The organism is Pseudoalteromonas sp. CnMc7-15, assembly GCF_022347925.1.
GTDB lineage: Bacteria > Pseudomonadota > Gammaproteobacteria > Enterobacterales > Alteromonadaceae > Pseudoalteromonas > Pseudoalteromonas ruthenica.
In genome coordinates this window covers 359,240-385,861 of the sequence record NZ_JAKRFT010000002.1, presented here as the reverse complement: position 1 = coordinate 385,861, position 26,622 = coordinate 359,240, and the positions used below count along the sequence as shown (strand labels likewise).

Genomic DNA, 26,622 nt, shown 5'->3' with positions numbered 1-26,622 from the left:
TTATTGCTAAAGCAACAATTGTTTTACATTTAAATCAGCCTTGGAAACTTATGACCATGATTAAGGATTTAGGCGCTATTCGCGCATTTTCGACTCATAATCGTCTCTTTTACCCTATCTTGTTTTTCATTTTTTTATTCGTGCTACCACTTGCGCATGCCCAGACGCACATATTGATTGGCGGCGCTTTGCACACTTGTTCGTCGCTAGGTGCTAAGCATTGCCTTGATAAAACGAATTTGCAGGGCAAGCGTAGTAACCTTTATCAGCTCGATGCACAAGCTATCGACAGGCTAGACAAGCACTGGCCAGAGCAATACCAACCGCAAAAGGCGCGCATCATCGAGGCGCTAAAAGCCATCACCAGTGAGCAAAAAATGAGTCGGCAAGCGCTACTCGACAAATGGCATGCGGTGGATGAGCAAGTGGCGTTAATCACCGATGAGCTCTATTACTTCATCCTCGATAACCTCGAAGTCTATCAAGGAGATAAACGCCGGCGTTTGGTAGAGCATGTAGATAAAACTCGCACTCGTTCGCAGGCGGCCAAAGATATTGTCGCCTTCATTGAAAAAGCCACGCTGGTGGCAGCGCAACAACAGAAGCAACCTGCAAAGATATTGGCGATCACCGCATCAAGCAGAGACCCTTATGAGTCCGCTGACTTTTATGAGCAACTACTGCAATTTGATGGGGTCGAAACGCAGTGGTTGGCATTGACGCCAGCGTTGGCGCAGGCCATTACCGAGAATCGCTGCGAGGCCTTACCTGCTCTGCGCGCGAAAGCGCTCAGTTTTGCGCGCTCACGAATCTACCCAGAGCGCATCGCCCAAGAGCATGCACTGTGCGAATCCGGGGTTGCTAGCTTAGTGGAAAAAATCCAAAGTGCGACAGCGGTGATGTTTAATGGCGGCGATCAGAGCTTAACGCGCAAGATACTTTTTGCAGACGATGGCGCCCCCTATCCTTGGACAGCCGCACTAAAGGCGCGCCCTGTTATTGTTGGCACTAGTGCTGGGACGGCGGTACAAAGTGGCGGCAGTAATGAGCACGGCGCGGTGGCTATGATCACCAGCGGTGATTCGATAGGCGCTCTCAATGCGGGTGCTAAACCCCATTCAGCTCCTTCAGCGCGAGTGCAGCAACGTGGTGGCGTGACGTATGAGCAAGAAGGGGGATTAGGAAGCTTTACCTACGGGGTATTGGATACCCATTTTAGTGAGCGTAATCGTAGTGTACGTTTGCACACATTAGTGCAACACATTGGTCAACATCATGGCTATGGTGTGGATGAGACCACGGCACTGGTCACGCTGTCATCGGCCTCAGGCAGCGGCGCTGCAGTGCTCGGTGCTGCAGGTGTGGTAAAGATAACTCCCACGGCAGAAAATGCCTTTCGCTACAGCTTTTACCCTGCGGGTGTGCGCTTAAAACTAAACGATGGGCACTGGCAGCTGGCTGAGAATACCGAGCAAGTCAGTAGCCCTCAGCTTGCCAATCAAGCGTTACCGGATATTCGGTTCAACGACATTATGTACGATGCTAAGCTTCGCAGCCTGACTCAGGCAATGTGTATGACCAACACAAAAAAAGCCCTAGCGCAGCAATTTGCCGATGGCCAGTATTGGCACTTTACTCTAAATGCAGACGAGCAGACTCGCATGGTTAACACCGCTATAAGTAACAATGCCTGCGCCGTTGAGAACTTGCTTATAACCTTCTCTAAAGCCCAGTAATCTCGCACTATAAACTATAATGGCACCGGGCTCGGGGTGCCATTACTCGTACCTACTTTGTCATCAGCTTATCTTTGATACTTTTGGTAGCAACAATAGCAGGTATGACAATAAATCATATCGCGGTAATGCTGTGTAAGCGTTTTTTCCTAGTTGTAATTAGCCACAGTCCCTATTTTAACTATACTGAGGGAGTTGCAGCGTGAGGGAGAACGGTTATGCCTTTGAAATTTAGATTACTTATCGCCTTTTTATTGGTGGGACTGATCCCAGCTCTGGTTATCACCCTGATCAGTGGCTACATCAGCAGTGAGGCTCTGCGCGAGCAGGCCTACAACCAATTACGCTCCATCGAAACTATCAAAAAATTACAAATTAAACAGTACTTCGAGCGCATTGAAGTGGATACCCTCAGTGCAGCCAACGATTGGTCAGCACGCATGAGTGAGTCGGACTGGGTTAGAAGTGCGCACCAAAACCAGAGCCGCTTTGCTGATTACATTGAGCGCCGAGGCTACTACGATTTATTTCTTATTGATGACATAGGGGTGGTGAGCTATTCGGTCACTAAAGAGGCGGATTATCAAAGCAATCTCGTCAGTGGCCCTTACAGTGACTCGGGGCTTGCCCAACTGTATCATCAAGTGATGGAAACTGGCGAATACACATTCAGCGATTTTCAGCCTTATGCACCCAGCGGCGGGGCCCCCGCTGCGTTTGTCGGCGCGCCCGTTGTTGCTGGTGGTGAAGTTCAGGCGGTGCTTGCGTTGCAGTTATCCATTGACGCTATCAACGAGGTCATGAACACGCGCGAGGGAATGGGACGCAGTGGTGAGAGCTATTTAGTTGGTCAAGATTATCGTATGCGTTCAGACTCGTTCTTAGATGCTCAGGGACGCTCAGTTAAAGCCAGCTTTGCCGGCACTATTGCTGATAATGGGATTAAAACCAAAGCGGTCACTGAAGCCTTGGCTGGTCGCAGTAACACCGAAGTGATCATCGATTATAACGGTAATCCGGTTTTGAGCTCTTATGAGCCCCTTGATATTGGCGACACGCGTTGGGCGATGGTGGTAGAAATCGATCAACAAGAGGTATTCAGTAGCGTTGATAAGCTGATATCCAGTATGACTGTATTGCTGGTCTTGGTTATTGCGGCAATATTACTGGCAACATGGTGGGTGGTAAGAATGATCATCACCCCTCTTGGCGGCGAGCCTGAGGAAATGCAAGACATCAGTGAGCGTATCTCCCATGGTGATTTAAGCTGCGAACTAAGCGCACGAGGCGAGGGCAAAAATGTATACAACTCCATGCGAGCGATGAATTCCAATCTGCGGCAGTTGGTCGGTCAGCTCAGCGATACCGTTGATACCTTGGGCTCTACAGTTGAGCAAACATCGGCCAGTACCGAGCAAGAGCTGGAGAATAATCGCACACAAATGGAAAATATCATTAGTATTTCCACAGCCATGCAAGAGATGTCGGCCACCATTGATGAAGTGGCAAAAAGTGCTCGTAACGTTGCTGATTTAACGCATGGTTTAGAAGGCACATCGCAACAGACTAATGATTCTATTAATCAAACCTCGGGTGCCCTGCAACAGTTATGTGAAGAAATTGGTCGTGGTGAGAATACTATTAATAGCCTGAGTGAACGTAGCCAAGAAATCGGGTCGGTGCTCGATGTGATTAACTCTATTGCTGAGCAAACAAATTTGTTGGCATTAAATGCCGCAATTGAAGCGGCGCGGGCTGGCGATCAGGGTCGTGGATTTGCCGTGGTAGCCGATGAAGTGAGGCAACTGGCACAGAAAACGCAGAGCTCTACGAAAGACATAGAGTCGATGATTGGCATGCTACAAAAGGATGCTAAGCACGCTCGCGAGTCGATGGCTCGAAGCAGTCAATACGCCAGTGATACAGCAGATAAATCTATCAAAAGCACACAAGCACTGCAGCAAACGCTAGAGCAGTTGAAAACAGTGGCAGGCCATGTTGAAGTGATCGCCACGGCCGCCAATGAGCAGAGCTACACCGCTCAAGATATCTCTAAAAGTATGACGCGCATTAATGATGCCGCCAACGATAATGTCGCTACTGCTGAGCAGGTTAAAGCGGCCAGCGAAGAACTCCAACGTCTAGCTTATGAGCTGCAAACCAGTAGCGGGCGCTTCAAGCTTAATTAATGGTTTGCGCACGCAGCTCGCTTTGAATTTGCTCATAGAACATTGTGTCGACCTTCAATGCACTGATATGGGTTTGCTGCTTGGCCCAGTGCAGCGCAGTGATGGGATCGTCGACGACATGGTAGAAATAATAGGCCAGAGCATCGGCATAGTTATTGGCATCATCCGCTAGTCGGTGAGCCATGCGTTGTTGCGCACGTGCGAGCCACTGTTTTGGAGCCGCATGTGCTAGGCGCACAATTAAGGCATCGGGAATGTCGTCGATGTTCAAATTAAGGCGAGAAAACTGCTCAACGAACTGCTGTGCTTGACCCAGCGCCATGAGTGTATCGGCAAAAAGTAGCCAAGTGCTGGAACTAAGTTTTGCGCCCATCATGGGGTAAAGTGCTTGTTTTGCTGCCAGGTATTGGCCATCAAAATACAGCGCGGTGGCAAAGAGCTCTTGCGTAAAATAAGCTAGTTCAGAGTTGCCCTCGCGCAGCGGCGAGTGAGCAAGGCGAGTAATAATTGGCTGCAGCGGTTCACTTTGCATTTTTACATCAAGGGTGCACACCATGGCCAAATCAACACTGTGCTTAGCGGCCAGTGATAAACAGGTCGCAAGCGCCTTATCAAAAGAGCCAAGTACGGTTTCAATATTCGCTTTTAATAGTAGCGCATTCGCATCGCTAGGTCGTAATGTTAGGTAATGCTCAAGTGTACTTAAAGCCGGCTGAAAATGATGGGCGCGTTGCAACATGCTGGCGCGCCAAAAATGACTGATAGGTCGGTCATCGCTTGTGTGCTTAGCTAACTCTTTACTCAGTGCTTTATGGGTAAATGGCTGTGGGGTCACAAACTTATTGTCAGCTATATGCTCCACTAACTCATCGAAACTAAGGTCGTTCAGGCGTGTTTCCTGACTCTGAGGTTCGTGTATATGTTCCAAATGGGCAGTACAGGGCACCGACACTGTCGCTGCGAATAAAAAGCTAAGGGTGGCGAGTTTCATAACAGCTCCTTAAAAAAGGCCTTCCATGGCCTAGGTTTAACAAGGCAGGTCCGTATTGCCTAATTGCTAGCGTCGACTAAGTCTTGATAGAACTCGGTGGTGTCGACATCGTTGCTAAATATGCGGCCATTTACACGGGCCGGCATGGCGTCACTGGCAGCGGTAAATGCCGCTCGGCTGTAGCTTGAAAAGCTGACCTGTAAAGCGTCGACAGTTATTTGCGCTGTCGCTGCAACGGCTATGTTCTTGCCATCGTCGACAGTAAAACTAAAGCTATCGCTGCCGGTGTACTCAAGCATTGGTTGATAGCTGAAACTGCCATCAGCGTTGACGGTGACAGTGCCATTGGTCGGCGCCATATCTAAGGTGAAAGTTAAGGTATCACCATCAGCATCGGACGCTTGCAGTTGTCCGTTCAACTCGGTGTCAGCTTGCGTCGTAAAGCTTGCATCCGCAACACTGGGCGCGCTATTGCTTGGCATTGGCTGCTTTTTGTCTGTGCCATCGTTATCGCTGCCACAACCACTGAGAGTCAGCGCTAGGGTGGTAGCAACTGCTAATTGGATTAAGTTACGCATGATGATCACCTCTTATTACTGCGAACCCGGTAACGGGGTCGCTAAATAAGGAAATTGTGCGTTGGTGTCCTGTGCACTAATGGGCGCGCCATCGGTGAACGGGACATTACCAACGCTTGCATCGTCAGAGCTGCAAAGTCCTAAATCAGTGTCGTTACCGGCAACGGGGATGGGGTAACATAAACGGCCCATCACTACGCGTAAGGCGATATCGACAACATCATCACCAGGGCGACGGCCATTGGGGAAACCCGCTAAATCATCGCCAACAACACCAAAGGTAGACTGCTGCTCTTGTGGTGTGGCTGTAATCGCAGTGTTTAGGCGTAACATTTCAGAAGGTGTCACGGTTGCTAACTGGTTGACGCCCTCAAACCCGGTTAGGAAGGCAGTAACCAAATCGATACGCGGAAAGTTAGTTGGCGCCAAGGTTTCAATATTAGTGCCCAGTGTTTGGTTGACTGCATCTTTGAAAAGAATATTGAGTAGCTCTGGTAAGCTAGGGTGGGTCACATAGTCAGCAAATTGACCATCATCTTTTGGATGAGCACTGGAGAAGGTGTCTTTATCTTTTAGGCCAATGACCAGCTCATTCACCAGAGGGTTACCAAGACGTGAAACCTGCACTAATGCTCCGCCATTGACTGCAGGCTTGGCAAAATTTGCTCGCGGATTAAGAATACGCGCTTGTGGCATCCACGCTGTAGTCCATGCACCAATGGTGCCGTTGCCTTCACCGGTAACACACTCTTTAGGTAACTCGAGCGCTAAAGCGGTCACGTTTTTGGTTGCTAAGTCGTCATTAGCGGTGTCCTGAGTAATACCACCTGGGAATCCTTCACCGTCATTGGCACCCGGTGCACTATCGCCTTCTACGGGCACATAGTTGACCAAATCAAAGGTTTTGCCAAGGTTGACGACAAAGGGGTCTTTGCGTTGACCAACAAACACTTTTGCCGGTGAGCCACAATTAGGTAGAGCCACTTCATAGACAAATTGGTCACTGTATTGCTGATAGGCAGCAGGGCTGGTAAACGTTTTATTACCGATATAATCCAATGGCTTGGCAAAATTTTCTGTGCTGGTCATTGGGTTAGTCACGGGGGTGCTTGTACCTGAGGCCATTGGGCCTTGCACGACACTTAGGGTATAGCTTTCAGAGAAGTTAGCTGCGCTTTGATCGCTGGCGCTGATTGGCCCCACGTTTTTTAGCGGGACGGCGATACTTTTCGTATTGCCCTCAGGACCCACATTGAGTGCAATGCCATCGCCACCGGCGAGTGCCGAACTAAAATCGAAGACATAGGTTAAATCCTCGATGGCGTCGCCATCATTGTCGATGTGAATGGCGTATTTGGCATCTGGGTGCATAGCGAAGTAATTGGGACCACCATAGGGGTCTTGTAGCGGAATGTAGTTAGCAATAACGGTTACATAGCCACCCCGTTGCGCCTCGTAACTATTGAAGGCATAAAAGTCGGTGGAATCGACCGTAGGCATTCGCGCGATATTAGGCGCTTCTCGATGACTTGAGGCATGAGCGGGAAGGGCACTAAGAATACCGAGAGCACCGGCGACGATAGAAAGTGATAAGTGTTTAGCATGAGTCCGCATGGGATTCTCCTTTTTGCTGAGTTCATAGCCGTAACGGGGCAAAAAGGACTTTGGATGCAAAAAAATTAAAAAAGCTAAAACTTTTTTTAAAACTTTATATTTTCAATTGATTAGGTGCTTTAAAAAGGGCCCGTGCGGGCCCTAAAAACATGGTTTTCATTAAATATCGACTAACTCAGCCGTATATAGCACTTCGGTGGGCGTGCCAGTGGGAGAGCCTCCAAGTGGCTCTAAGCTGACAGCGAGTAGGTTGATATTGCCATCGGCGAAGTCTTTGGGGATAGGGAGCGATGCCTGCCCTGATTTGGGTAACAAGCCTAAGGAAATTGGCGCTTCTTGTGTTTTTACTATCATCCACAGCTCGTAGTCTTTATCTTGTCTCGCTTTTAACTGCTCATTTGCTTTAACCAGCAGTGCGTTGTCGGTAGCATCAATAAGCCAAAGCGGCTGTTGCTGCTGATCTTTTACAAGCGCAAACTGATCACTGACAAAGCGCTGGTCCACCGGCTCTGAAGGCAACATCACCAGTATTGTGAGCAATACACAGGCCGCAAGGCTGGCAGCGCTGATTGTTGGCCAGAACCAAGGCGTTGATGTTTTAGTCACTGATTTGCCGTGGCCGATTGCGGTGACATTCTGTGTGTTGTTGATACGAGCTTGAATCTTTTGCCATACCTGTGGGTTGGGCGCATCGTGGGGCAACTGCGTACCCAGTGCATTGAGGTGCTGCTCCCACTGATTTGTTGCATGGCGCGCATACTCTGAGGTCATCAATAAACGCGCAAAGCGTTTACGTGCGGGACCCTTTAGCGTTCCGAGCACGTACTCGGCAGCTAAATGATCAATGAGGTTGTGGTTGTCATAGTTCATATTCCTAAGCACCTCTTTAATTGCGATAACCCTCGACGGATCCAGCTTTTAACTGTGCCAAGTGGGTCGCCCAAATGGGAAACGACTTCGCCATGGCTAAAGCCACGAAAATAAGCTAAATGAATCGCATGACGTTGCTCTGGAGCAAGCGCCTCGATACAGTGCGCCAATTGTGAGTTTTCTTCAGCCATGATGGGTTGCTCACTGCCATAAGTTTCTTCATATTCTTCCTCTTGGCGGACCTTTTGATAACGCAGCATGTCTAAGCAGCGGTATCGCGCGATGCTCACCATCCAACTGAGCACTTCTCCCTTATCTGTTTGATAATCGCTGGCATTGTGCCAGATACGCACATAGGCCTCTTGCAGCGCTTCATCAGCTAAGGCTGGGCTATTCAACATTTTACGACAAATAGCGTTGATGAGGCCGCTGGTGTCTTTGTAGAGGTGTTCAAAAGCGCGTTGATCACCTTGCGCCACCGCTGTCAACCAAGCTAAATGATGTTCTTTTTGCACGACGTTATCCCCTTAACGATTAGTAAGTCTAATTGGATGCATAGACTCTATGCCAGACTAGCATATAACACTATTTTAACAATTAATTGGGCTGATAATTAGCAACGACATCAATAACTTCGTTGTATTAAAGCGGTACACATCGATTTTTAAAGAGGGGGCTTTTAGCGCTTGCGCTTACTGGTGATCGTGATATGGTTTTACTATAACACTATACAAGGAGTGGTTGATGTACGCTGCTGTTGCTTACTTATTGATGGCCGTGGCGCTTTGTGCCATTGCCGTAGTTATTAAAATTCCCTATTTCGCAATTTTTTTCTACTGGAGCGCACTGTCGTTACTACTGGTTTCCTTGGCCTATATCGCCAATTTAGGGCGCATTTTTAGAAAGCGTCAAGATGGCAGTATTCCTTGGTATATTCGTTGGGCATTTATTCCTTTCTTATTGGGTGCGCAACTATATAACTCTTGGCAACGGCGCACAGATAAAGTGCCGCCTATTCAAGAAGTTGAGCCAGGCTTGTTTCTCGCCTGCCGACTGTTTCCTTCCGATGTGGAAACCCTTAAGCATGAAAATGTCACTGCCATACTAGACGCTACCTGCGAGTTTGATGGCTTGGACTGGTCGCTCATCGGTGAAAACATCAGTTATTTAAATATCCCTGTGTTGGATCATGCGGCACCAAACCGTGCGCAACTGCGCCAAGCCATCAACTGGATTCATCACCACCGCAAACGCAACCGCAATGTGGTTGTACACTGTGCCCTTGGACGCGGGCGCTCGGTGTTAGTGATGGCTGCTTACTTGCTGGCTAAAGAGCCTGAAGCGGACTTAGACGAAGTGTTGTCGCGAATTCAGGAGACCCGTGAGACGGCCAACCTCAACCGCTTCCAGCGCAAGGCCCTGAAGAAAATGCATAGCAGTGGTGAACTCGAAGTACGCAATAAAGTATGCTTAATTGCCAATCCAGTCTCTGGACGTAAGTTATGGGGTGAAAAAAAGCACGAGATCATGTCACGCCTCAACGGCTATTTTGATATGTCGGTGAAAACCACCACAGAGGAGGTTAATGCGGCGATGCTAGCCGAGCAAGCATTGGCCGATCATCCTGATATGATAATTGCTTGCGGCGGCGATGGCACGGTCACCGAAGTCGCCTCAGTGATCTGTAATAGCGATATCGTCTTGGGTATTATTCCCATGGGCACGGCCAACGCCTTAGCGCATGTGATTATGGGGATTGAGTCTAAAGCCTTTGGGGTTGATAAGGCCCTTGATGTGTTGATCAGTGGAGATGTTCAGGCCATAGACACAGCGCGCTGTAATGATGAGTTAACGTTGTTACTCATCGGCCTAGGGTTTGAGCAAAAAATGATTGAGAGCGCTCATCGCGACGCCAAGAATAGCAGCGGCCAATTCGCCTATTTGCAAGGCTTCTGGCAAGCACTTGGCGAGCATAAGGCCAAAGATTACGAATTAACATTGGATGATATGGCACCTCAGTCCGTGCATACAAACAGTATGATTATTGCCAATGCAGCGCCTATTTTCACTTTGCTAGCGCAAGGACGAGGACAACCTGAGCATGACGATGGTTTATTAGATGTCAATTGGCTCGAACCGGCCAAAGACTCCAGTGTTAACGTACTTAGTATTGCTGAGCTAGCGTTTAACAGTGTGACTCAAACTCAGCTTGACGTGAATGCGCACCATACCAATGCCCGCAAGGTGCGTGTTACAGCCAATGAACCGATTGATTACGTAATAGATGGTGAAACTCGTCAGGCAGATGAGTTGGTCATTGAGATTCAGCCCTCATCATTGCGTGTAATGGCTCCGCAGCGCAACGAAGAGTCATCTTAAAAGCACAAAGTGATTGGGCCCAGGTCATTGGGCTCAATCACCTTATAGCGTCAGTTAGTGCACGCGGATTTTGCCTTGTTGCTCGGGATAAACTGGGTGGCCCTGTTTATCTACAGCTCGCCAGATAAGCGCGCCGTTATCTTGGTTTGGGTGTTTACGGGCACAGATTTTCGGCGCCCCAAACATGTCAATTACCGCTCCTTCACTGTAACGACGCTCTTCATACCAACACACCGATGTGTGCTGCGCATCGACCCAAACATGTGTTTTGGTTTTCTTGGTATCGGCAACCCCTTGCGGGGCGAACATCAGTGTTATCAATACCACAAGCGCTGTGCGCATATCGGTTTCTCCGAGGTGTAATCGTTATGTCAAGCAACAGACACAATTATGATACCTGTTGCTTTGCGTGTTTAGGTGGCATCCACCTGTTGCTGCGGCGCCGCATCAACAAAGGCTTTGAGCGTATTACAGTGCTCATAGACAGCCATAATTTTGGGGTAACGGTCCATATCAACTTTAAAGCGCAGGGCGTTAAACACTTGAGGAACCAGGCAAATGTCCGCAAGCGTTGGCGCGCTGCCAAAGCAAAATGGACCCTCGCCGAGCTGATTTTCAAGGCTGTCAAAGCCGGTCACTATCCAGTCTTGATACCATTTGGTTTTCTGCTCATCACTGACATTGAGCTCTGCTGTTAAATACTTTAGCACACGCAGATTGTTGATGGGGTGAATATCGACGGCAATGGCATACGCCAGCGCGCGAATTTGTGCTTTTTCCCAGGCATCACCACTAACCAGCGGCGCCTGCGGGGCTATTTCGTCCAACCACTCTAAAATAGCCAGTGATTGACTAAGTACGCCTTGCTCGGTTTCAATGGCAGGTAGCAAGCCTTGTGGATTTTTGCTGAGATAGGGCTCACCACGCTGCTCGGATTTGAGCAAATTGACCGGTACAATGTCATGCTCCAGCTCCTTTAAATTTAGTGCAATGCGCACGCGATACGCCGCTGATGAGCGAAAATAACTGTATAGCTTCATTATTTCTCTCCATTAAAGTGTTTTTTTATCCCTTTCCAGCAATCAAGATAGTTGCTTTGGCGCTCTTTGCCAGTTAACGCGTACTCTGTGGGAGCAATGATATAGCGGGATTCGAACATAAAGGCTAAGGTGTTTTCATAGCGTACCGGCTCAAGCTCGCCCTGGCTTGCCTTGTCGAACACTTCGGCTTCTGGGCCGTGCGGTGACATGCAATTGTGTAGGCTCGAGCCACCTGGCACAAAGCCCGCTTCTTTCGCGTCATAGGTGCCTTTAATCAGACCCATAAATTCACTCATGACATTGCGGTGGTAATAAGGTGGTCTGAAGGTGTGCTCGGCGACCATCCATCGCTCAGGGAAAATAACGAAGTCAACATTGGCCACTCCTGGGGTGCCCGAAGGAGAGGTCAATACCGTGAAAATGGATGGATCTGGGTGATCGAAACTGACCGTGTTCATGACATTAAAACGTGACAGGTCATATTTGTATGGCGCGCTGTTACCGGTCCAAGCCACCACATCCAGCGGTGAATGGGTGATATCTGCTCGATACAGTTGGCCGCTAAATTTGGCCACCAATTCAAAGTCACCTTCTTTGTCTTCAAATGCGGCGACAGGGTATTGGAAGTCGCGGTCATTGGCATAGCCATTGGCACCCACTGGTCCGCGCTCGGGAAGAATATAGGGGTGGCCGTAGTTTTCGCAGATATAGCCGCGCACGGGGCCATCGATTAATTCGACAAGGAACTTCATGCCACGAGGGATCACCGCGATTTCTCCAGGGACAATTTCGATGATACCGCATTCTGTACGCAACCGCAGGCCGCCTTGTTGCGGCACAAACAACATTTCGCCATCGGCGTTATAAAAGTAACGCTCATGCATCGAGGTATTGGCCACATAGACGTGAATACCAATCCCGGCTTGACCATTGACGCTACCGTTAGCTGCCATGGTCACCAAACCATCTATAAAGTCAGTATGCTCAACGGGAATATCGATTGGATCCCAACGCAGCATAGTCGGTGGAGTCGGCACTTCGGTGATGGGGGCACTGCGCAGTAAGCCATTGTCCAGGGGTTGATAATCTCCTTGAACCACCGATGGGCGAATACGATATAGCCAAGAGCGACGATTGTCGGCGCGCGGTGCAGTAAACGCGGTTGTCGAGAATTGTTCAGCGTAAAGGCCATAGTTGACCTTCTGTGGGCTGAATTGACCAATTGGCAAGGCATCGGCAAGGGCTTCGGTGTCAAATTCATTGCCAAAGCCGGTCATGTATTGCAGTGTGTGTTTGCTCATTAGTAGGCTCCTGTTGTATTGTTAGTCAACATACTCTCATGTGAGAGTAATTTCAAACATCACGCACAGGGCGGGTGTAACATAAATTTTACGTGTAAAGTCGATGTCATTTGATTTAAATAACTTCATCCCCTATCTACTCACCTTGTCTGGGGCCAAAGTCAGCGCTGCTTTTGCCTCTGTTTATCAAGATTCATTATCAACTCCCCAATGGCGCATTATGTGTCATTTGAGACAACAAAAATCAGGCCTAACGTCACGGCAACTATGCGACTATGCGCTATTAGACAAATCAACGGCATCGCGGGCAATTAATGGTTTGCACGCACAATTATGGGTTGAGGTGCAGCCTTGTGCGGAGGATAGGCGCGCCAAACAAGTGCGTTTAACGCCTTTGGGCGAGTCATTGATGGATGAGTTAGAGGCGAGGGCTTTGCAGTGGCAACAGAGCTTAATAACCGAGCTAAGCGCACAGGAACAGGCCTTGCTGAAAGGTTGTTTGCAGAAATTAAACCGCGCTGCAGAGGCGAGCGCCAGTCGTCAGGCATAAAAAAAGGCCCACCTTAGGTGGGCCTCCAATTATCGTGTTTACTAGCAATTAGAACGTATAGCGAACACCGATGCGCATTTCCCACAGTGACGCGTCGCGTTGTACAGACGTGTCTTGGTTGCCATCGTTAAAGCCGGTATAAACATAACGGCCGTTGCTGTCGATATTCATATCAACCATACGGTTGCCTACGAATGAGCCTTTTTTGTAAGTGCCCCAGTCGTCGTTCAACAGGTTAGTTAGGTTGTCGATGACAAAGAACACTTCACCTTTGTGGCCTTCTGCGAAGCCAGGCAGCTGTTGCGTTACTTTCAAATCAAACTTCACATACCACTCGGCATTTTCAGAGTTACGATCGGTCACTGAGCCACGCTTCAAGCCTTCTTCTTCGATGAATGCATTGAACGCAGCGAGGTCTTCGGCACTCATGTCATAAACAACGTTTGGATCGTTTTCCAACGGTACGTACAGTAATTGGCGTGAACCATAGCCGTAGTTGTTGAAATCGCCGAACTGGCTGTCTGCGGTATCAAACACGTAGCTGTAAGGTAAGCCTTCGCTTGCTTGACCAAGTAGGTTGAAGCGAGTTTCGTAACCATCGAAGAACTCTTGGGTGTAGCCAAGGCGCAACGTAAAGCGGTGCGGTACTTCGTAATCCGAAGTGGCCGGTCCTGGCATACCCGGATTAGTGGTTGCGAAGTTACTGTAGTTCGATGCCGCCACTGAGCTATTCATTGGGTTTACATCTTCTGAATCAGTAAATGCATAGGCCACAGTGAAGTCGATGCCATTATCGTATGACTTGCTTAGTGCTGCCGAGATAATGGTTGATTCGCCATCATCGCCGTCCACATTGGTGAGCATGTACTCTTGATCGCGACCTTCGATGCTTTCGAAGATAGGACGACCGTCAAAGGTTGTCTCGCCGCTATCACGTAAAGCGATGTCTTGTAGGTACGCTGAATCTTGTTTTTGCGTGTGCAATACATCTAAGTTAACAACATAGTCATTTTCGAAGGTGTACGTAGCACCGACTGAGTACTTCCACTCTGACGGGATTTCAAAGTCTGGGTCGATAGAGTGAGTTGCTGAGTCACCCGCACCTGGAGTGGTTGCCGCGATTTCATCAAACAGTGACTGTGGCACGCCGTAACCCGGAGTATCACCATTGGTCATTGCAGTATTGAACAGATCGACGTCATCCGCACGCAATTGAATTTGTGTTACACCGTCGTTTTGGTAAGCGCTTGACGCCCATACGTTCGGATTACCACCTGAGTAAAGACCGAAACCAGCGCGAATCTCAAGGGCATCGTCTACGAACCAGTTAAAGCCAACACGCGGTTGCAACAAGTCGACGCCATCTAGGTTTTGCTGGTTAGAGAAGCCATAGCGATTTTCAAATTGCGCATTGAAGTTTGGATAGTCGTCGCTTTGGTATTTGTCATAGCGTAAACCAAACAACAAGGTCGCATCGATATTAGTGAAACTATACTCGTCTTGAACGTATAGAGTATGCACTTGGTATGAGAATTCTGCCGCTAAGTCGTTCGGATTGTTGCTGCCTGCTGCGTTATAATAATAAACGCGATCAGCGATACCTTGCTCATAATCTTCGATTGAGTCGAAGCGGAACTCACCTTCGGTGTGCTGTACGAAAAGGTTGAACACGTTCAAATCTTCATACTCATAACCGGCAGTAATGGTGTGCTGGTCAAGGTAGTAAGTACCTGAGATTTTCGCAGTCAGGTTATCCCAGTTAAGGTCGTTTGACTGACGTGAATCATCCGGGCCGATGTATACAGTGTCGTCATTGGGGCCGTAGCTGATTTGGAATTCACCGAAACCGCTGGCCGCATCAAGTGACTCTTGGCGAGCATCTAGGTCTGACTTGCCGATACGTACTTCAGTTGAGAAGTTGGCCGACCAGTCTGAGTAAAGTGAACCGACGATAGAGTAGAACTCTGCGCCACGCTCGTAGAAGTGACTAGAAAATGCCAATTCGTCGTTGTCAGCATCAGACTGTGAAAGATCAAAACCATCGTTGTAGTTATACACTACACTGGCGCGGTGATCTTCGTTAATGTTCCAGTCTAGTTTTACCAACAGCTTTTCATCTTCGATAGGCATGCTGCCTGGCGTTCCGCCGATATCGTAGTTATAAACATCGCTGGTGATTTGGCGAATGCGGTCGATATCTGATTGGCTGATATTACCATTGTCGATAGGGCCGTAATCGAACTGTTTTACCCCTTCCAACTTCTCGTAAGAGGTGAACAAGAATAGCTTATCTTCAATCAGTGGCATGCCCACATTAAAGCCGTAGCGTTTTTCAGTGTAGTTGCCGTTATCGATGTCGCCATCGATTTCGTCGATGCTGTCGCCTTTCATCGAGTCATTGGTGTAGTCAAAGAATACGCCACCGTGCAACTCATTGGTACCAGATTTAGTAACTGCGTTGATGTTACAAGAGGTAAAACTGCCGTACTGAACGTCAAACGGGGCCATTTCAACGGCGACTTGCTCTAGCGCATCAAATGAGAACGGCTGGCGCACCGTTGGGTAACCATTTGAATTCAAACCAAAGTTGTCGTTCATACGAACGCCATCAAGGGTTAGGCTGTTAAAGCGCGGGTTAGCGCCACCACAGTGAATCGCATCGCGGCTATCGTCCACATAAATACGTGGGTCGGCACGGACAATATCTTTAATATCACGGTTAATGGCTGGTGCTGATTCTAAATCTGCTTGAGTAAAGGTCGCGGCCGGGCCGGTGCCACCTGAAAATGAACTAATAGGACGGCCGGTGACTACGATTTGCTCGATATCGCCTTTCGCTTGAAGTTGCACTGTTACTGGGTATTCTTTACCCAGTGATAGATAAACATTTTCAACGACTTGGTCTTCAAATTTATCTGAGTCGATCAGTACATTGTAAGGGCCGCCAACGCGCAAGCCTTTAGCGCTAAAGTAGCCAGCATCATTGACTACAGCGGTTTTTGCAGAGCCTGTCGGCAAGTGAATAATGGTCACTTCAGTGCCTGCAGCCGGGTTGCCGTTTGGTCCAGTGATTTGACCTTTGACTGAGGATGCGGTTTCGTTAGCAAAAGCACCTGAAGACATGCCCACAGTAGCGGCAATGGCCATCGACAGTGCCGATTTCCTAAGTTGCATTTTCATGTTGTTTTCCCGTGTTTAAGTGTCATTAGTTAGACGGTCATTAATTATCGTAAGATATTAAAAACTATTATTGTTACCGTGGTATTGCGAAAAGCTAAAATTGCACATTTTATTGCAAAAATAAGCCCTTACCTTGCTCAACGGCGTGACTCTTATTGTTACTTGCTTTAAATATATTAACAGCTAAGCCTAGTTCATCGACTCATAGATGCCAGTATATCGACACACTCTAATGCGCTTGGCTTAGTGGCTGTTGAAAGTGGGTGAATTGTACCCATCATAGCCAGCTTAGTCACTCTTTTTCAGCAAATTAAAGGCCATTTGTCCGCTTTAGATTGAACTTTGTTTATAAACTGTAAGTTGGAGTATTAACTAGCAGCGGGATGTATATATCGTCGGGTGAGGCGGTTGCATAAAAGCACACCAGAGTGTCAGGGGTATAATGATCACGAATAACCCTAGGGAAGGGGGAAGTCTAGGTATAAAAAAGCCCACCGAGGAGGTGGGCTTGAGGTTGCGATTTTCTAACTAATTAGAAAGTGTAGCGTACACCAATCTTAGCTTGCCAACCCGACGAACTCTTTGAAATAGAGTTGTAGTTACGAGTGTCGAAGCCATTGTGGCGACGGTCAATGATGATGCGACCTTCGTCATCTAAGCCACCAAAGTCATAGACTGCTTGGTCTGAATAGCTTAGGCGCTTTTCTACGCCCCAATCATCATTAAGTAAGTTCGCGAAGTTTTCAACCATCACGTAAAGCTGGCCTTTGTGGCCTTCGGCAAACCCAGGGATCTCTTGCTTGAAGCTTACATCCATGGTGGTTACCCAAGGTTGTGTGCCGGTGTTACGGCCGATGATCTCACCACGCTCAGAAATGCCAGCTTGGTTTAGCAAGGTTTCTAGCTCATTCCACGTCACCTGTGACTCATCCCAGTTGACCGCTGCGTCATCAGCGCCAGATGGAATATAGGCTAGGTAGGCTGAGTGGCTTTGGAACTCACTGCCGATATCGCCGAAGTCGTAATCATTGTAGAAGCCCATTGAGTGGCTGTAAGGACGACCCGAACGACGCTCGAAGAACATGTTGAACTGTGATTCATAGCCTTCAAAGAACTCGGTCTTGTAGCGAAGGTTAATTTTAAAGCTGTGTTCTACTTCATAGTGACCACGGCCCACAGTATCAATATTGCGGCTCTCGACTAGCGCATGCTTATAATTACTGATCGCGCGTGATGATGAACCAGGCGCTACTTCAGTAATATCTTGGTGCGCATAGCTCACAGACGCATACAGACCGTTGTCCCACTCTTTGGCAAGTGCCGTGGCTAGGATCACTGAGCGACCGTTTTCGTCAGCATTGGTCATCATGATGTCGTAGTTTTCTTCACGCTCACCATCATAACGGCTCTCGTAAATCACCCGACCGTCAGCTGATTCACCCACTGGAACCAAAGCGGTATTGTGCCATACTGCTTCGTTTTCTTTTTTGTGATAAACCGCTTCACCGGTCCAGCTAAAGCCATCACCTAGTAGCTCTGAATCAAACTCATATTCAAAGCCAAGTTGAGCACGAATTGAAGACGGTAATTCAAAGTTAGGGTCGGTGTAGTTAGTGCTTCCTGCGCCTTGAGTCATAGAAGCTTGGATTGCTTCAGGTACTCGGGTGATATCCGCTTCAACACCGTCTTGTGAATAGTAATCCGCAATCGCTTGCGACGTGGCTGCTACATAAGTTAGACCGTCATTTTGGTATGGATTGTTATACCAAACGTTTGGAATACCGCCTTGGAAGCGACCTACGCCACCATTGATGGTGAGGTTCTCGGACGCGTAGTATTTAAAGCCAACGCGCGGCAGAATAATATCTAAACCATCAAGGTTCTCTTGGTTTGAGTACCCATAAGTGGCTAGGAAGTTTTCGTTTAGCGTGGGTTTATCATCTGATGATAAGCGCTCATAACGAAGACCAACAGTAAGTTCCAACTCATCAGTTGGGTAGAATTTGTCTTCAACATACACAGCAAACTGATTTCGACGTGCGTCATAAGCCGTGTCATCGGCGTTATTAGTGTAGGCATTGCTATAATCGAAGTCGTAGTTACCGTTGTAGTTACCCACTTCGCGGTTTTGGAAACCTTCTAGGCTATCAAATTCCCACACACCTAATGAACCTGCTGCAAATAGGTTGTACAGGCGCAGTGACTCGTACTGAGCACCAAAATTGATTTCGTGGTCACCCCAGAAGTAAGTACCATCAAAGGTCAGGGTGAGGTTTTCTGTTTCCGATTGGTTTTTATGACGATATTCATCGGTGCCGAACTGATAGGCTGGGCCGCGATAGTATTCTTCTACCTTAACGCTACCAATGCTTGAGTTGGTGAGGCTGTCGCTACTGACATCTTTATAGGCAATACCAATTTCGGTCGAGAGATTACCTGACCAATCTGAGTATAGCTTAGCAGCAAAGTTGTTAAACTTGGTTTCGTAGGTATAACGGCTCGAAGCCAACATTACTGTGTCGCCACCGGTACCGTAGTTTCGCTCGTCGGCGTCATCTTGCCATTGGTAGGTGAAATCAGCGCGGTGATCTTCAGCCACGTTCCAGCTTAGTTTTACCAGTAAGCTGTCGTTGGTATCTTCCGGGTCACCACCAAGCTCATCGCTCAGACCGTAGGTGCTGTCTAGTACAGAAAGGAACTCATTAAAGTTTTGCTCTGAGGTATCGTACTCGTGCGTTGCACCTGAGCCTTCAAAACCATAGTCCATTTCCAGTTCACTGGCCCAGCTGTTGTAGTTAACAAAGAAGAATAATTCGTCTTCGATGATGGCGCCACCGGTGCTGATCCCGAAACGCTTTTCAGATTGAATAGGGTCTGTCTTGGTTGTTTCGAAGGTGCGGCGACCATCCTCGTCGAGTACCGGTCTTCCATCTGCGTATACCTGAGAAATACTTTCTACTTCTCCAGCAAGACTTGGGTTAGTGAATTCATAGAAACCGGTGAATTCAAACTCATTGCTTCCCGATTTAGTCACCGCATTGATAACACCACCACCAAAGTTACCTTTTTTCGCTGAAAACGGTGAGGTATCTACTGACACTTGTTCAATAGCGTCAAGTGCAACAGGTGGCTGCTCAGTGGGGTAACCGCCATAGTTTAAGCCGAAATCGTCATTTTGGCCGATGCCGTCAACGGTTAAGCTGTTACTTCTTGGGTTGCTACCGGCAATGGTTAGCTCGCCGCTACCATTAATGCTTGCTAACGGATTCAAACGAGCAATGTCTTTGATATCGTTATTAAAGCTCGGAGTGTTAGCAATTGTGTCTTGGCCAAATACGCTGCTTGAACCGCCTGCTTTTTGCAAAATACGGTAGCCTGATACTTCGATACGCTCTACGTTGATAGGCTCAAGCTGAGAAGTGACGCGGCGAGTTTCACCTAGTTCAAGATAGATGTTCTCCAGCTCTGCATCACTGTATTTATCTGAGTCAATGAGGATGCGGTATGGACCACCTACACGCAAACCCTTGGCGATGAACGCGCCAGAATCGTTAGTCGTAAAGGTGCTCACCGTGCCGGTAGGCTCGTGGATCACTGAGATTTGCACGTTAGGTGCAGCATCGCCTTTAGGCGTGGTGATCTTACCGCGCATTGATGATGAAGTATCGGCTGCGAAAGCGTTTGCTGACACGCCCAAAGCGAGTACGAGCGCGCCGGCCACTTTCGTTAAGCGAACGTTTTTCATTATGTTGTTTCCCGTGTTTTGTTTCATTGGTTAAACAGTGTGTAATCGAGTGAATATTTTTATTGTTATTAATTCGGTCTATTGTTGTCCGTATAGCGCGTTAAGCACGGCTGCTAGGCGTACACCCGCACGCTGCAGTTGTTGCTCCATCACTGGACGATAGGTAAATAAGTAGTCGTAGCTGACTTGCTCACCGGTATTGGCGTAAATGTCTTGCGCTAAGTGGTGAGACTCAATGAGCCACTTTTTAATATCCAGATCTTTATTGATTGCCTTGATATCAACGCAGCATAGGAAGTCTGCGTATTCGGAATATGACAGCTTTTGGCTCTCAACAAGGTCGGTATCCCATAAACGATGTAAATTGGTTTGCTCACGAAAGAAAGTGACATCGATGCGGTTACCGCCTCGGTCCTCGGCATTACCGACATGCATAGGTTGGTGAATATCGCCAATGATATGAATTAAAAAACGCAAATAGAATTGCTGTTGTTGTTGGTTTGTTTTTGGAGAGCGCAGTGCCTTCATAGCCGTTAGGATGGCTGTATAGGCGTCTTTTACATCATGCTTGTGTTCTTTTGCTGAGAAGTGCTGGTGCGTAAATTCCTCAACGGAGTCGATATTGATGTAATGCCAAGGGCTGGCCTGCTTTTGCCAGAATGTATCGGGGGAAGAGCGCATTTCATCAGCCCAAGTACTGACTCTGGCCATACTGTGGCCCGCTAAAATGGTAGACACCTGTTGCTTTGCATCAGCATCCAAATGGTGCTCAGCAATGGATCCTACAATACGGTGACCGTTGGCGCCCCAAGCGCTCACTTTCGTTGCGAAAAAACTAACAAAAGCGAGGATGCAAATAAGCGTCAATTTGCTCAGATGCGTATAATTGAACTGTAAACTCATTGTTGTTGTCACGTTACTGGCTTGCTTAAGTGAAGGCAAATTGTCCGGATTTTTAAGCGAAAAAACAGGACTTGATGGGATTCATAATTACTTGTTAATAAAGCATATAAAACAATTGCTTATAGGTTATAAATAAAATTACCTATTGCAATAAGTAATTATAATTGTTGAAATAGTAATTGAATTCAATAAAAGCAGCACAAAAGCCCGTGACAAGCATATTTAACAGACGTGACACTGCGCTTATCCTGGTTACATTAATGGTACTGGCGTTAACTAGTTACCTTATCGGAACAATGCGTTTTACCTTGGCAACTACGCAACTGGGTAATGTTATAGCGACTCACTACAGTTGTAATACCACCCAGCCAGAAAATAAAACGCAGCTTACGTTGTTTGCCCCAAGCGAAAATGTCGTCAAACGATTGGCTCAATCGCTATGTAAGGACACCACTGTGTCTAAGCAATACGGCGCTGTCCAAGCTTTTTGGGGAGGCTCTTCTGAGTTTGAGGTGAATGTGCTGGGAAAAGGTTTAGCGGATTTAATCCTCGCCAAGGAAAACCTCTTCAGTGCCTTCACCGCCCATGAAACCTATGGTTACTCACCGCTAGTCGGTTATCCTTCTTACACGGCCTACTTTATTGCTAGTAAAGAAAAGCCGCGCTTAGAGAAAAGCTACTTTCTTGATAAGCGCATTGGCCTAATTGAATATCCCACCAGTCGCTCCGGCCACATTATGCCCAAGCAGGTGTTCAAGGAGCTGGATATTAATATGAATAGCTTGAATATCACTTTTGTGAACTCGCACAGTGCGTTGCGAGATAAGTTAGCGCTAGGTGAAGTGGATATCATTAGTTCTTATTGGCAACAAGCAGATAACGAGCGTTTTTCTGCAAATTATATAACCGCAATCAGTGACAATATCAGTGGTAGCCATTGGTTTTTACGCCAAGCCAGTGACAACCCTGACTTAGCTTGTGCTATTCAGGGCGCTATTTTAAGCCAAGCAGAAGAGCAATCGGCACAGTACTTTAAACAAGCCAAACCTTATTGGCAGTGCAGTGATTCAGCACCTGCAACATTTCAAGGAGAGCCGCTGTGAGAGCGATTAAAGTTGCATTGCTGAAGCACGTGCACAGCTGGGTTCGGCGCTTTAATGCCAATATCGCCACGGTATTATTTGCATGTTTGGCTATGACTATCGCTTACTGCAGTTACGCGGTGGGGGCATTGAGTAGCTGGCATCATCAACAGCAACAAGCGATAGCCCATGTCAAAACACGGATAGCCCTGGATGCTCAATACATTGGACTACCCAATAGGTTGTTGGAGGTACCGGGCGACCGCAAACGTGTGGTGCACTATCTCAAGCAGCTCAACACTCACCTCACATCACAAGGTTACGCCATTCAAGTGCATGCAATAGCGGGTACAACGCTCGGTAATGAGACAAGCAATCTTGAGAGCTTCAACCTCGTTCGCACAGGTGGGGAAACGTTCACCGTGACGCTGTCACCAGCGGTGATGCCTCTAGCCCAGCTATTGAGCCCTTGGCCTTTTCTCATCGTGCTGCTGCTGTCTGTCGCCATGCGAGCATGGTTTAAAACCCTTCAAAGCAAATTAGATAAAGCGCGAGAAGCGGGGACGCCGATACTTGAGCGCAAGCGCCTACTGATTGATTTAGCAGATAAAAGCCTACGCTATGGTGAGCAGGGTAGGCAGGTGCAATTGGCGAACAAACCCCTTTGTTTTTATCTGGCGCTGTTGGAGTTTGGCATTGAATACCCTGAGGTGACGTTAAATCAAAATAAAGAGGTGCCACAGGAGCTACTGGATTTGGCCCATAAGTATTTTAGCCGCCTTATCGATTTAGGACACACGATTAGAAAGCGCCCCAACTTTGGCAATAGTTTAGAGAAAACGCTAAGTGAAATTCGTGCTGCACTGGATGAAGTGTTTGCAGCAGACTCGCAAGATAAAGAACCTTATTTTCCGCCTAAAGCCCATGGTGAAGGGTCACGCTCGCGTGTCCATCACTATGGGCTTAGGGCCGTCAATGGCGATGATTTTGAGGTTATTGGCAAGTAACCGGATGAGGCACGTTAATTGCCTTAATTGGGCTGTGCTTGCTTACATACTCGCTCAAAATACTGGCATCCGAGTCGCCAGTGTCTACGAAGCGGGTGTCGGTGTTTAAACGCGGATAGCCATCGCCACCTGCCGCATTGTAGCTATTGATACTCATACGATAGGTCTTATCTAGCTCTAACGGTTGACCGTCAATGCGCACTGAGACCAATTCATCCCCCTCGCACACCGGTGCCACTTGGTTGAAGTGGGCATAGGCGCCAGAATCGACAGGGTATGATGCGACTTTACTGATGTATGCAAAAGCCTCACGACCACTAAATTCAATGTAGCCAATGCGGTTCTTAAACGGGTGTACACGAAGAATATCTTTGTAATCGATATCTCCTTGGCTGATTGAGTCACGAATACCGCCGCCACTAATGACTGCAAAATCAGCATCGACATGATTCATTTGTGCTTGGGTGATCAGCTGTCCTAAATTCGTCTGTCCAAAGCGAACTTTGTTTCTGTCGCCTTGAAGGTGAACTTCGGTATGCCCTAAAGTCACGCTTAACTTTTCTTGGCCTTTTTGCTGGTAAGGAGTTAAAAAGTCGAGCATTTCTTGGTCTTTATTGATGTAATCACCGACCCATTCACCGGTCTCGTCTTTAAGGTTTACTGGGATCAGCTCATAGCTTTCAAGAGTCAACTCTTCACCTAGCAGTTTAAATCGAGCATGACCCACATACTTGCCCCATTCATGGGCTTGCATGATCCAAATACCGTTTTGATTATCTGGCTGGCAGGGCATGCCTGGGCGGTAACCATCGTTGTTGCTGTTCTTTGCCGCCATGCACACTGGTTCTTGGGAGTGGCCACCGATGATCATATCTACGGCGCCTTTGGGCAAGTTACGAGCTAAGGTTACATCGCCGGGGGCGTTAATGCCGTGTTGAGCATTGCTGTAGTGACCCATGTGCGTGACGGCAATAACGATATCAGGGTTGCGGCGCTCAATTTTAGGAAGCATGTTTTTGGTCGCGGTTGCGGGCTCAATAAAATCAAAATTACCGATAAAATCAGGGTTCGCAATCTTCGCGGTGTCGGTGGTGGTCAGGCCTAAAATAGCGATATTTAGATTATCTCTTTGTAACAGCGTATAAGGAGTGTAAGCAGGCTCGCCATTGCGTTTATCGATAATATTAGCGCTCAGCAACGGAAAGTCGGCCCAACGTTGCTGCTTGTCTAATACCGCTAATGGATTATCAAACTCATGATTGCCAATGGCCATGGCATCGTAGCCTAACAACGTCATGGCTTTAAAATCAGGTTCCGCGTGTTGTAAGTCAGACTCAGGAATACCAGTATTGATATCTCCCCCTGAAAGCAACAGCACAGTATCGCCTCGTTGTTTAGCTTGTGCGCGCAATTGTTTTAGTAATGTTGCGCGCGCAGCCATACCGTATTCACCCTTATCGTTATGCCAGAAGCGGCCATGATGATCGTTAGTATGAAACACACTAATATAGTGTGCTTGTGCGGAGTTAGAGTGTGACTCGGGTGTCGGCGTGGAGGCAGAGCATGCACTGAGCAATGTAAGCACTGAAAGAGTAATTAGGCGCACAGGGGATTCCTATCGGCGATTGTCGTTGCGCCTGATTTTAATTAAACTTTATGACAATTTCACTAGTCTGAGACGGACTGTGCAAATCCGCCTGCCTATACCCTAAGTTAAGATATTTGCTGAAGCAACCGGGCTCAGCCGCAACAGATCAGCCAGTTAGCTCACTGTGCTGGCTTGCACAAGACGAGACGCTGGCCAGTGCTGCTTGTTCACGACGGCGTAACTCAGCACGTGCTACGGGTGCTTGATGATGATTGACACCGACCATCCAGTTTAAAAACGATGCAGGCACTTGGCGGTACGACTCGCCTTTGTGAACACCAAAGTCGCAAATGAGGTTGTTGCTGTTATCCATAGTTGTTGTTTTTAGCTGCTCAAATGATATGCACATACTAGAGAACTCTTAATAGTTTGATAAGTCGAATCTGTTTTAAAAAAGCGCAAAAAGATACTTTATAGTTATATGTTGTTAACCAATTTGTAACTGGGTTTTACCCCCAGGTATCAATTTGTTGTTATTCACTGTGCCTCATGGAAGCATGGCTTGAGTCAATGTAAAGTGGCTCAAAACAACAACATAGGAAATCCCATGAATAAACTTATTGGCTTTGGTCTGGTCGCAGCGGGGCTTACTCTTGCGCAACCTGTTCACGCGACTGTCGTTGAAATGCAAACCTCCCAAGGCAGCATTCAAATTAACCTCTTTGATCAGCATACACCAAAAACAGTGGCTAATTTTCTAGGTTATGTTGAGCGTGGCGATTATCAGTTTAGTTACCTGCATCGCTCCGAGCAGGATTTTATTGTTCAGGGGGGCGGGTTTATTTACGATGGCGGGGCCGTGGCCATTGAATCCCAAGGGACGGTAGATAATGAGCCTGTGCTATCCAATGTCGCTGGCACCATCGCCATGGCTAAACGCAGTGGCAACGCTAACAGCGCGTCAAGTCAGTGGTTTTTCAATGTCGCCGATAACAGTAGTAACTTAGATCTGCAAAACGGTGGATTTACGGTGTTTGGTCAGGTCATAGGTGAGGGGATGGAGGTTGTTAAAGCCATTAATGCGCTGCCTACTTGTTCTAGCACGCCGGTCGTTGATTACAGTACGGACGAATGCCAGCAAGGCGCTGAGCTAACGGCAAACAACCTAGTTATTGTTAACGACGTTATTGTCATTGATGATGACCCCAATTCGGCGGCAAACTTGACTCCGGTTGAAAATACCTTAATTGATGAACCTGTCGAGTCAGGGGATGATTCAAGCTCAGGTGCATTTTGGTGGTTATTACCTCTTAGCTTGTTGATTCGCTGGCGCCGTGCGTAAGGCAAGCCTAATCGGCGTGCTAGGGTATCGCTAGCGCGCCGTTTCTTGGGCGGGTATTAGAGCATGCGCAACACCAACATGATCCACATCGCCAGCACGGTGATGCAACCAAACAAAAAGAGGTAGTAACGTGTTTTTAGGTGGTTACTACTAATATGGACCACAGTGTGCGCAAGGCGCAGTAGTACAAAACCCCAAGCCAAGGCGGTGAAAGCGTAGCCGGTGGTTTGTGTAATTAATGCAGTGAGCACCGCAACATAAAATAAAACTGGGATTTCGAATTGGTTAATAAAGTTACGCCCGGCCACTTGCACTGACTCCGGGGCATTGTCGAGATCCATAGTGGCAAATTGTTGCATTTTAATTTGTTTGTTGCGTGCGGCAGCAAAACGACGTCGCCCCATTATTACCATCACCACAAGGGTTAACAGTACTTGCGCGAACATTGCCAAAATAAGCCATTGGTGCACGTTAATCTCCCATTACTCGTTATTATTTATAAACATCCCAGACCATACCTGAATTAC

21 protein-coding genes are annotated in these 26,622 nt (G+C 47.7%); 7 read left to right on the top strand and 14 right to left on the bottom strand.

Annotated elements, in window-relative coordinates; all coding sequences use genetic code 11:
• The first annotated feature begins 50 nt into the window (after nucleotides 1-50).
• Complete coding sequence (locus MHM95_RS05515; RefSeq protein ID WP_239384606.1) at nucleotides 51-1,736, top strand: cyanophycinase; 1,686 nt, start codon at nucleotides 51-53, stop codon at nucleotides 1,734-1,736.
• Between the two features lie 218 nt (nucleotides 1,737-1,954).
• Nucleotides 1,955-3,925 carry a methyl-accepting chemotaxis protein gene (locus MHM95_RS05510; protein WP_239384605.1) on the top strand — a complete coding sequence of 657 codons (1,971 nt, stop codon included), beginning with the start codon at nucleotides 1,955-1,957 and terminating at the stop codon, nucleotides 3,923-3,925.
• Here MHM95_RS05510 and MHM95_RS05505 read toward each other — a convergent pair.
• The 5 genes from MHM95_RS05505 to MHM95_RS05485 form a co-directional block, all read right to left on the bottom strand.
• The gene (locus tag MHM95_RS05505) at nucleotides 3,918-4,916 is read right to left on the bottom strand and encodes a hypothetical protein (protein ID WP_239384604.1); all 999 of its coding nucleotides are present in this window, start codon (nucleotides 4,914-4,916) and stop codon (nucleotides 3,918-3,920) included. The genes MHM95_RS05510 and MHM95_RS05505 overlap by 8 nt on opposite strands.
• Nucleotides 4,917-4,975: 59 nt before the next feature.
• The gene (locus MHM95_RS05500) at nucleotides 4,976-5,494 is read right to left on the bottom strand and encodes an Ig-like domain-containing protein (protein ID WP_239384603.1); all 519 of its coding nucleotides are present in this window, start codon (nucleotides 5,492-5,494) and stop codon (nucleotides 4,976-4,978) included.
• A 15-nt stretch (nucleotides 5,495-5,509) separates the two neighbouring features.
• Nucleotides 5,510-7,108 (bottom strand): DUF4331 domain-containing protein, encoded by a 1,599-nt coding sequence (locus tag MHM95_RS05495; RefSeq protein ID WP_239384602.1) that lies wholly within the window; start codon nucleotides 7,106-7,108, stop codon nucleotides 5,510-5,512.
• A 159-nt stretch (nucleotides 7,109-7,267) separates the two neighbouring features.
• Nucleotides 7,268-7,978 (bottom strand): anti-sigma factor, encoded by a 711-nt coding sequence (locus tag MHM95_RS05490; protein WP_138548961.1) that lies wholly within the window; start codon nucleotides 7,976-7,978, stop codon nucleotides 7,268-7,270.
• A complete protein-coding gene (locus tag MHM95_RS05485) occupies nucleotides 7,975-8,493 on the bottom strand; it encodes a sigma-70 family RNA polymerase sigma factor (RefSeq protein ID WP_239384601.1) in 519 nt (172 codons plus the stop codon). Before MHM95_RS05485 ends, MHM95_RS05490 begins: the two co-directional genes overlap by 4 nt.
• Before the next feature lie 229 nt (nucleotides 8,494-8,722).
• On the opposite strand from MHM95_RS05485, the gene MHM95_RS05480 reads away from it, so the two are divergent.
• Complete coding sequence (locus MHM95_RS05480) at nucleotides 8,723-10,357, top strand: diacylglycerol kinase family protein (protein WP_022945211.1); 1,635 nt, start codon at nucleotides 8,723-8,725, stop codon at nucleotides 10,355-10,357.
• Between the two features lie 54 nt (nucleotides 10,358-10,411).
• Here MHM95_RS05480 and MHM95_RS05475 read toward each other — a convergent pair whose 3' ends face one another.
• The 3 genes from MHM95_RS05475 to hmgA all read right to left on the bottom strand — a co-directional run bounded on the left by MHM95_RS05475 (nucleotide 10,412) and on the right by hmgA (nucleotide 12,698).
• Nucleotides 10,412-10,699: a DUF1496 domain-containing protein gene (locus MHM95_RS05475; protein ID WP_239384600.1), complete on the bottom strand. Its 288-nt coding sequence runs from the start codon at nucleotides 10,697-10,699 to the stop codon at nucleotides 10,412-10,414.
• 71 nt (nucleotides 10,700-10,770) lie between these two features.
• Nucleotides 10,771-11,397 carry a maleylacetoacetate isomerase gene (gene maiA / locus MHM95_RS05470; RefSeq protein WP_138587470.1) on the bottom strand — a complete coding sequence of 209 codons (627 nt, stop codon included), beginning with the start codon at nucleotides 11,395-11,397 and terminating at the stop codon, nucleotides 10,771-10,773.
• Nucleotides 11,397-12,698 carry a homogentisate 1,2-dioxygenase gene (gene hmgA, locus MHM95_RS05465; RefSeq protein ID WP_239384599.1) on the bottom strand — a complete coding sequence of 434 codons (1,302 nt, stop codon included), beginning with the start codon at nucleotides 12,696-12,698 and terminating at the stop codon, nucleotides 11,397-11,399. The genes maiA and hmgA overlap by 1 nt, the downstream gene beginning before the upstream one ends.
• A gap of 103 nt (nucleotides 12,699-12,801) precedes the next feature.
• Here hmgA and MHM95_RS05460 point away from each other — a divergent pair, with 103 nt between their 5' ends.
• Nucleotides 12,802-13,248 carry a MarR family transcriptional regulator gene (locus MHM95_RS05460; protein ID WP_045979893.1) on the top strand — a complete coding sequence of 149 codons (447 nt, stop codon included), beginning with the start codon at nucleotides 12,802-12,804 and terminating at the stop codon, nucleotides 13,246-13,248.
• 48 nt (nucleotides 13,249-13,296) lie between these two features.
• Here MHM95_RS05460 and MHM95_RS05455 read toward each other — a convergent pair whose 3' ends face one another.
• The 3 genes from MHM95_RS05455 to MHM95_RS05445 all read right to left on the bottom strand — a co-directional run bounded on the left by MHM95_RS05455 (nucleotide 13,297) and on the right by MHM95_RS05445 (nucleotide 21,076).
• Nucleotides 13,297-16,428: a carboxypeptidase regulatory-like domain-containing protein gene (locus MHM95_RS05455; protein ID WP_239384598.1), complete on the bottom strand. Its 3,132-nt coding sequence runs from the start codon at nucleotides 16,426-16,428 to the stop codon at nucleotides 13,297-13,299.
• Between the two features lie 532 nt (nucleotides 16,429-16,960).
• Entirely contained in the window at nucleotides 16,961-20,173 is a 3,213-nt protein-coding gene (locus MHM95_RS05450) for a TonB-dependent receptor (protein WP_138587467.1), read from the bottom strand.
• Nucleotides 20,174-20,251: 78 nt separating this feature from the next.
• Nucleotides 20,252-21,076: a S1/P1 nuclease gene (locus MHM95_RS05445; RefSeq protein ID WP_239384597.1), complete on the bottom strand. Its 825-nt coding sequence runs from the start codon at nucleotides 21,074-21,076 to the stop codon at nucleotides 20,252-20,254.
• Between the two features lie 260 nt (nucleotides 21,077-21,336).
• Here MHM95_RS05445 and MHM95_RS05440 point away from each other — a divergent pair, with 260 nt between their 5' ends.
• On the top strand, nucleotides 21,337-22,179 hold the full coding sequence (locus MHM95_RS05440) for a PhnD/SsuA/transferrin family substrate-binding protein (protein WP_151174131.1): 843 nt from the start codon (nucleotides 21,337-21,339) through the stop codon (nucleotides 22,177-22,179).
• Nucleotides 22,176-23,165, top strand: a complete 990-nt coding sequence (locus MHM95_RS05435; protein WP_022945202.1) for a hypothetical protein — start codon at nucleotides 22,176-22,178, stop codon at nucleotides 23,163-23,165. The genes MHM95_RS05440 and MHM95_RS05435 overlap by 4 nt, the downstream gene beginning before the upstream one ends.
• On the opposite strand, the gene ushA is transcribed toward MHM95_RS05435, so the two are convergent.
• The gene (gene ushA, locus MHM95_RS05430) at nucleotides 23,152-24,771 is read right to left on the bottom strand and encodes a bifunctional UDP-sugar hydrolase/5'-nucleotidase UshA (RefSeq protein WP_239384596.1); all 1,620 of its coding nucleotides are present in this window, start codon (nucleotides 24,769-24,771) and stop codon (nucleotides 23,152-23,154) included. The genes MHM95_RS05435 and ushA overlap by 14 nt on opposite strands.
• A gap of 148 nt (nucleotides 24,772-24,919) precedes the next feature.
• Entirely contained in the window at nucleotides 24,920-25,162 is a 243-nt protein-coding gene (locus tag MHM95_RS05425; protein WP_306341141.1) for a hypothetical protein, read from the bottom strand.
• Nucleotides 25,163-25,360: 198 nt separating this feature from the next.
• Here MHM95_RS05425 and MHM95_RS05420 point away from each other — a divergent pair, with 198 nt between their 5' ends.
• Entirely contained in the window at nucleotides 25,361-26,095 is a 735-nt protein-coding gene (locus MHM95_RS05420; RefSeq protein WP_239384595.1) for a peptidylprolyl isomerase, read from the top strand.
• A 56-nt stretch (nucleotides 26,096-26,151) separates the two neighbouring features.
• Here the strand turns inward: MHM95_RS05420 and MHM95_RS05415 are convergent, their stop codons facing one another.
• Nucleotides 26,152-26,565 carry an MAPEG family protein gene (locus MHM95_RS05415; RefSeq protein ID WP_022945198.1) on the bottom strand — a complete coding sequence of 138 codons (414 nt, stop codon included), beginning with the start codon at nucleotides 26,563-26,565 and terminating at the stop codon, nucleotides 26,152-26,154.
• Between the last annotated feature and the right edge of the window lie 57 nt (nucleotides 26,566-26,622).

Coding starts and splice junctions, on each gene's coding strand:
- MHM95_RS05460 (WP_045979893.1), top strand. CDS start 12,802: ATGTCATTTGATTTAAATAACTTCATCCCCTATCTACTCACCTTGTCT.
- MHM95_RS05505 (WP_239384604.1), bottom strand. CDS start 4,916: ATGAAACTCGCCACCCTTAGCTTTTTATTCGCAGCGACAGTGTCGGTG.
- MHM95_RS05455 (WP_239384598.1), bottom strand. CDS start 16,428: ATGAAAATGCAACTTAGGAAATCGGCACTGTCGATGGCCATTGCCGCT.
- MHM95_RS05445 (WP_239384597.1), bottom strand. CDS start 21,076: ATGAGTTTACAGTTCAATTATACGCATCTGAGCAAATTGACGCTTATT.
- MHM95_RS05440 (WP_151174131.1), top strand. CDS start 21,337: ATGGTACTGGCGTTAACTAGTTACCTTATCGGAACAATGCGTTTTACC.
- MHM95_RS05515 (WP_239384606.1), top strand. CDS start 51: ATGACCATGATTAAGGATTTAGGCGCTATTCGCGCATTTTCGACTCAT.
- MHM95_RS05420 (WP_239384595.1), top strand. CDS start 25,361: ATGAATAAACTTATTGGCTTTGGTCTGGTCGCAGCGGGGCTTACTCTT.
- MHM95_RS05495 (WP_239384602.1), bottom strand. CDS start 7,108: ATGCGGACTCATGCTAAACACTTATCACTTTCTATCGTCGCCGGTGCT.
- MHM95_RS05490 (WP_138548961.1), bottom strand. CDS start 7,978: ATGAACTATGACAACCACAACCTCATTGATCATTTAGCTGCCGAGTAC.
- MHM95_RS05500 (WP_239384603.1), bottom strand. CDS start 5,494: ATGCGTAACTTAATCCAATTAGCAGTTGCTACCACCCTAGCGCTGACT.
- MHM95_RS05480 (WP_022945211.1), top strand. CDS start 8,723: ATGTACGCTGCTGTTGCTTACTTATTGATGGCCGTGGCGCTTTGTGCC.
- MHM95_RS05475 (WP_239384600.1), bottom strand. CDS start 10,699: ATGCGCACAGCGCTTGTGGTATTGATAACACTGATGTTCGCCCCGCAA.
- maiA (WP_138587470.1), bottom strand. CDS start 11,397: ATGAAGCTATACAGTTATTTTCGCTCATCAGCGGCGTATCGCGTGCGC.
- MHM95_RS05510 (WP_239384605.1), top strand. CDS start 1,955: ATGCCTTTGAAATTTAGATTACTTATCGCCTTTTTATTGGTGGGACTG.
- hmgA (WP_239384599.1), bottom strand. CDS start 12,698: ATGAGCAAACACACACTGCAATACATGACCGGCTTTGGCAATGAATTT.
- MHM95_RS05425 (WP_306341141.1), bottom strand. CDS start 25,162: ATGTGCATATCATTTGAGCAGCTAAAAACAACAACTATGGATAACAGC.
- MHM95_RS05450 (WP_138587467.1), bottom strand. CDS start 20,173: ATGAAAAACGTTCGCTTAACGAAAGTGGCCGGCGCGCTCGTACTCGCT.